Below are 4,538 nucleotides of genomic sequence, written 5' to 3'. Positions count from 1 at the left end.
AGGGTTCTTTTTTTGACTTGTTCTCCTTCTCGGTAGGACTCTCGAAGAAGAACAGCGGGGGGGGAATTACGGTTAGGAACTTTTTCTATATACATGGCTATCATTTTAGCAAATGGAGAGAATTCTTGTCCATTAAGAAATGTTACAAATTACATGGGTACATTAAGAAAAGTTAAGGGGTGTATCCATTGATGGATAAGGGTTTTCGGCTGTTATGGTACATATGTATGGGGAAAGTTCAGGTATACCAGTTCTATGGAATCTCAAACGTACTGACAGTTCCGACTCCAGCAGTCACTGTCCCCGAACCCACGCCCAGCCTTCTTGGTTTTATCACCCTGGGCGGTTTAATGCTAGGGGGTGCTGTCCGCAAAGCGAGGAAATAATGTCCCAGGGAGAGGAGACGCGGGTTTCCTCTCTCTTTTTTTGGGGGGGTTTTTTGATACCTTGGAGAAGTCAGAACCTACATTTCATCAGGGTTAATTCCAAGCGCTCTGAGCCTTTCAGCCAGCCGGATGGCTTTTTGTTCAGCCTCTTGTTTAGCCAAGCGTTCTTGAGCAGCGATCGCCTCAGCCTCTTGTTTTGCCAGCCGTTCTTGAGCAGCGATCGCCTCAGCCTGGTTCGCTCTTTCCTCAGCCGTTAGATAGCGATTTCCTGACTGGTCATACCAGTAAGTAGTCGTGCAAAATTAATTTCCTAGTCGAGACAGGAGACTCCGAGACGGGAGACTCCGAGACGGGAGACAGCTATTAGGGATCGGATTTGAGTTTTCAGTTCACTGTTTCCTCACACCAGAAGTCTGACGGAGTAGTGGCTTAGATGTGTAATTAATTTTGCTTAGGTACTTATAACCATTCCCGATACCAAGCAATATGTTCTCCTTTTTCATAACCCAGTGCCAAGCCAATTTCAGGCAACCAAACTCGATTATTCTCACTTTCTAGAAGTTCATATTTGCCTGAGATTAATTTATATACCTCTAATCTTTGTCGGTTTTTAAATCTTCCCCTTCTGCCACTCAAAGGATTGTATATTGCATAATACAGAATCCCCAGGGTTTGGTAATTTAAGAATTTTTCCTCATACTCACTATTAGACTTCTCGGAAATTACCTCTAAAAACCAAATCGGCAAGATATACTTTTCTTGCCACAAAACATAGCTTAACCGACCTCTTTCTCCCGTATCATGGTTGACTCCAACCGCTAAGAAGCCATCGGGGACAAAAGCTGATTCCTCTGGGTTGTAATAGACAGCCATATCTACCCCAAAATACCAATCATCTCGACTAGACCAAATTAAGGCCAATAAACTTAGCAGCAGATTGGGAATATCATTCTGTAACTGATTGTCCACTGGAGTTTCGTCGGAAGATGGCAATTCTTCGGCGCTGGGAAGAGGGCGATTTTTGTTATAGGTGAGGTTAACCATAGCTCCTGCAAGCGTGGTGTTTGATTACTGCCAATTCTAACAGAAAATTACGGTTTTATATTTCGTTGTTTTTGTGCGATCAAGTCTAAGCGATGATTGTTTTTCCTGGTTCCAAGGCTCTGCCTAATTGTCAACACATTATTCTTAAGATATTATCCAACAAGGTTTTTAGATTTATTCGGCCAGCCCTATTTAATGATCGCTACCGTTTTCCTGTACCGATCCTAACTGTTGACGCACATCATCGATCGCTAGATTTAACTGGGCAATTTTATCTTCCAAACTGCGGCGGGCCACTTCCATGCCTTCCTCTGGAGTCAAGCGCCCATTGCGGATCTCCTCTAAAAAAGCTTGATTATCACCATCTGCTAAACCGCGACGGCCGCGATTAGCCAACACTGTCCCCAAAACACCGCCCACTAAACCACCGACAATCGCACCGGCTAAAAAACCGCCCGTAAACCCATCTCGCTGACTCATAATCCCTTTTTCTCCTAATAGGTTCCAAAAGCTCGATCGCCGGCATCGCCCAATCCCGGCACGATGTAACCGCGGCTATTTAATCCTTCATCGATAATAGCCGTATAGATGTTCAAGCTGGGATAATTTTGACTCAATTTCTGTAAAGCCGGCGGGGCAGCCACCACGGAAATCAGGCGAATCAGGGCAGGATCAACGCCTCTGCCGGTAATTTCTGTCATTGCCATTGAAATTGATCCCCCCGTGGCTAACATCGGTTCGAGAATTAAGACTCTCGTGGCCGGATCAAAACTGGCCGGTAATTTATTTAAATAACAACTCACCTCCAGGTTTTCCTCATTTCTGGCCAAACCGAGGTGATAGGTACTAGCTAGGGGTAAAAGGCTTTGCGCCCCTTCCAACAGGGCTAATCCTGCCCTTAAAATCGGAACTACGGCGATCGGTACGCTAGGATCGATAAAAGTAGCGGCACATTCCGCTAGAGGGGTTTTAACGCTAGTTTCCAGCGTCGGTAACCATTGCCGCGCCGCTTCGTAGGTTAACCAGCGCCCTAGTTCCGTCATTGCTGTTTTAAACAGTACCGAGGGGGTATTTTGATCGCGGGCGATCGCCAGCCAATGCTTAACCAGAGGATGTTCGGGAACGTAGACGCGCAGTTGTAAAACCATGAAAACACTAGAACTCGATCGAGGGCTAAACTTTATCTTAAGCGAAAAAGCCTTCAGGAGTCAGTAATCAGTGATCACTGATCAGTAATCAGTAATCAGCAATCAGCTTTTTTCTCCCCATCTCCCCATCCCCCAACCCCACACCCCACTTCCCTAAAACCCAACCCCCACAACTAGGTTAAAATAAAAGCAAGCCAGAAGCTTTCGAGCGGCTTCTGACTTGGGGAATTTTAACGACGACGGGTTCTTTGTCGTCTCCGGGCTACTGCTTTACGCTTTCTCTTTTCTTGAGGGGTTTCAAAAAATTGATGCTTTTTGATATCCGCATAAATTCCCGCTTTCGCTACCTGTCGCTTAAAACGACGCAGGGCTGATTCGATCGCCTCGTTCTGACCAACTACCACTTGGGTCATTAACCTAATTCACCTCCTGTAATTGCTCTCTGCCTAAAAAATGCCAACTTCTCATTATAGCACAATCTAGGGTAAAAAGCGATCCAAGGCGGCCTTTAATTCTTCAATTTCTGTCTCGATACTACCTTCCTGGGCAGCCCTGGCAATACATTCGCTCAGATGTTCGTCGAGGATCATTCTGGCGACGCGATCAATCGCCCCGCGAATAGCGGCAATTTGCATCAAAACTTCGGGACAGGGACGATTTTCCGATACCATCGTCTTGATGCCGCGAATATGTCCTTCGATGCGCGAGAGACGGTTAATAATTTGCTTCAGGGAAGCTTCGCTATGGACGTGGGGAGTCCCTTTTGACTCGTGGTCATGTCCCGTCTCGTCGTGGTTGTGAAGGGGGTCGAAAGGGGTAATTTGATTAGTCAAGGGCTTACCGTCAATTCAGTTCTACTCTCTAGTGTGCCACAGTTGCGAACCCCAGTCCCTAGAATGGTTTTGTCTGGTTTGAATTTCCGTTCAGGGGTCTTCGGTTTGCCAATCGGGGCAATTTTCCTCTTGATTCCAACCGGAGGGATGAAATCCACAAATTAGACGCTCTTGCATAATTAATTTTTCAGGGTTCAAAAACGGCAAAAATAAGGATTCAATTGCCTAAAATCTGTAAATACACCATTTAATCGACTATTATTCATTCTTAATTCTCCTGACTACTGGCTACTGACTACTGATACTAAATCCTGTTTAGAAAGTATAGGGGAGCAGGGAGTGGGGAGCGGGAGTGGGGAGTGGGTTTTTAAAAGTTCGATTAGGAGTGAGAGATTGAAGCTGGTGATGGGATTTGAACCCGCGACCGGCTGATTACAAATCAGCTGCTCTACCACTGAGCTACACCAGCATTTTTGACCAACCAATTATAACACAAATAGGGCTTGCTGAAAAATTTTTTCCCGGGGCTCACAGGTGTAGGTATTTTACAAACCTGTGAAGACAAGACAAGGAGGACAAGGAGGGAAATCCGAATCTAATTCTTTTTTTTGCTACCTTTAATCGCTTATGAGGTAAGCAAAGCACGACGTTTTGACCAATTTTCAGCTATTTATTCCGAGAAATCGACTAAAAACATGGCCAGATAAGGATTTGAGAGAATGACATAAGAGTACAGGTTTTGGCTCTCATAGTAGGTTGATTCATGAATCAACCTACTATGACTGGACCTGGGGAGCAGGGTAGGGCTGATTCATTCATTGTGCTGCTTTCTTCTTCCTTGTCCACTTTCCCTCCTTGTCTACCTTGTCTCACTCCATTATAAATCTAAATGTAAAAAACCTATACCTATGAGGGTGTGGGGTGTGGGGCTGAGAGGGGGACAAGCGAGCTAGAAGGTATACTTTGCACAGCTATAACTTGCATTCTTTACTCAAAGACAATAATATAGTTTAAGAGTCATAATTAGAAGCAAAGCACTCATTGAAAACATGATTAACCTAGAATTCACGGAAGAAGAAAAGAACTCACTGTCTTAGGAAAGATTTCATCATCCCCATCCCCGGGTT

Annotated in this window: 5 protein-coding genes, 1 tRNA gene and 3 pseudogenes; 1 reads left to right on the top strand and 8 read right to left on the bottom strand. The window is 45.0% G+C overall.

The annotated features are described in order from the left end of the window. A partial coding sequence (locus O9300_RS19675; protein WP_502846391.1) for an IS1634 family transposase N-terminal domain-related protein occupies positions 1 to 95 on the bottom strand: 95 nt, incomplete at its 3' end. A 159-nt stretch (positions 96 to 254) separates the two neighbouring features. On the opposite strand from O9300_RS19675, the pseudogene O9300_RS08875 reads away from it, so the two are divergent. After that, positions 255 to 386, top strand: a pseudogene (locus O9300_RS08875) (PEP-CTERM sorting domain-containing protein); the annotation flags it as partial. Between the two features lie 77 nt (positions 387 to 463). Here O9300_RS08875 and O9300_RS08870 read toward each other — a convergent pair. The 7 genes and pseudogenes from O9300_RS08870 to O9300_RS08840 all read right to left on the bottom strand — a co-directional run. After that, positions 464 to 673 (bottom strand): annotated as a pseudogene (locus O9300_RS08870) (Uma2 family endonuclease); the annotation flags it as partial. Between the two features lie 175 nt (positions 674 to 848). Further along, positions 849 to 1,430, bottom strand: a pseudogene (locus tag O9300_RS08865) (Uma2 family endonuclease); the annotation flags it as partial. A gap of 192 nt (positions 1,431 to 1,622) precedes the next feature. Beyond that, positions 1,623 to 1,910, bottom strand: coding sequence for a ssl2009 family thylakoid membrane protein (locus O9300_RS08860; protein ID WP_287971304.1), 288 nt, complete (start codon positions 1,908 to 1,910; stop codon positions 1,623 to 1,625). Between the two features lie 14 nt (positions 1,911 to 1,924). Next, positions 1,925 to 2,578, bottom strand: a complete 654-nt coding sequence (gene upp, locus O9300_RS08855) for a uracil phosphoribosyltransferase (protein ID WP_287971303.1) — start codon at positions 2,576 to 2,578, stop codon at positions 1,925 to 1,927. 230 nt (positions 2,579 to 2,808) lie between these two features. After that, the gene (gene rpsU / locus O9300_RS08850) at positions 2,809 to 2,991 is read right to left on the bottom strand and encodes a 30S ribosomal protein S21 (RefSeq protein ID WP_002738938.1); all 183 of its coding nucleotides are present in this window, start codon (positions 2,989 to 2,991) and stop codon (positions 2,809 to 2,811) included. A gap of 66 nt (positions 2,992 to 3,057) precedes the next feature. Then, positions 3,058 to 3,411: a metal-sensing transcriptional repressor gene (locus tag O9300_RS08845; protein WP_002781887.1), complete on the bottom strand. Its 354-nt coding sequence runs from the start codon at positions 3,409 to 3,411 to the stop codon at positions 3,058 to 3,060. Between the two features lie 397 nt (positions 3,412 to 3,808). After that, a tRNA-Thr gene (locus tag O9300_RS08840) sits at positions 3,809 to 3,880 on the bottom strand. Positions 3,881 to 4,538 lie beyond the last annotated feature (658 nt).

The sequence above is a fragment of the Microcystis sp. LE19-195.1E genome (genome assembly GCF_027532095.1).
Classification (GTDB): domain Bacteria; phylum Cyanobacteriota; class Cyanobacteriia; order Cyanobacteriales; family Microcystaceae; genus Microcystis; species Microcystis aeruginosa.
Note: the sequence above shows the minus strand (reverse complement) of the source record. Positions and strands in the feature narration are given on the sequence as shown.

Excerpts from the sequence above, each read along its gene's own strand:
- rpsU (WP_002738938.1), bottom strand. The coding sequence starts at position 2,991 with ATGACCCAAGTGGTAGTTGGTCAGAACGAGGCGATCGAATCAGCCCTG.
- upp (WP_287971303.1), bottom strand. The coding sequence starts at position 2,578 with ATGGTTTTACAACTGCGCGTCTACGTTCCCGAACATCCTCTGGTTAAG.
- O9300_RS08860 (WP_287971304.1), bottom strand. The coding sequence starts at position 1,910 with ATGAGTCAGCGAGATGGGTTTACGGGCGGTTTTTTAGCCGGTGCGATT.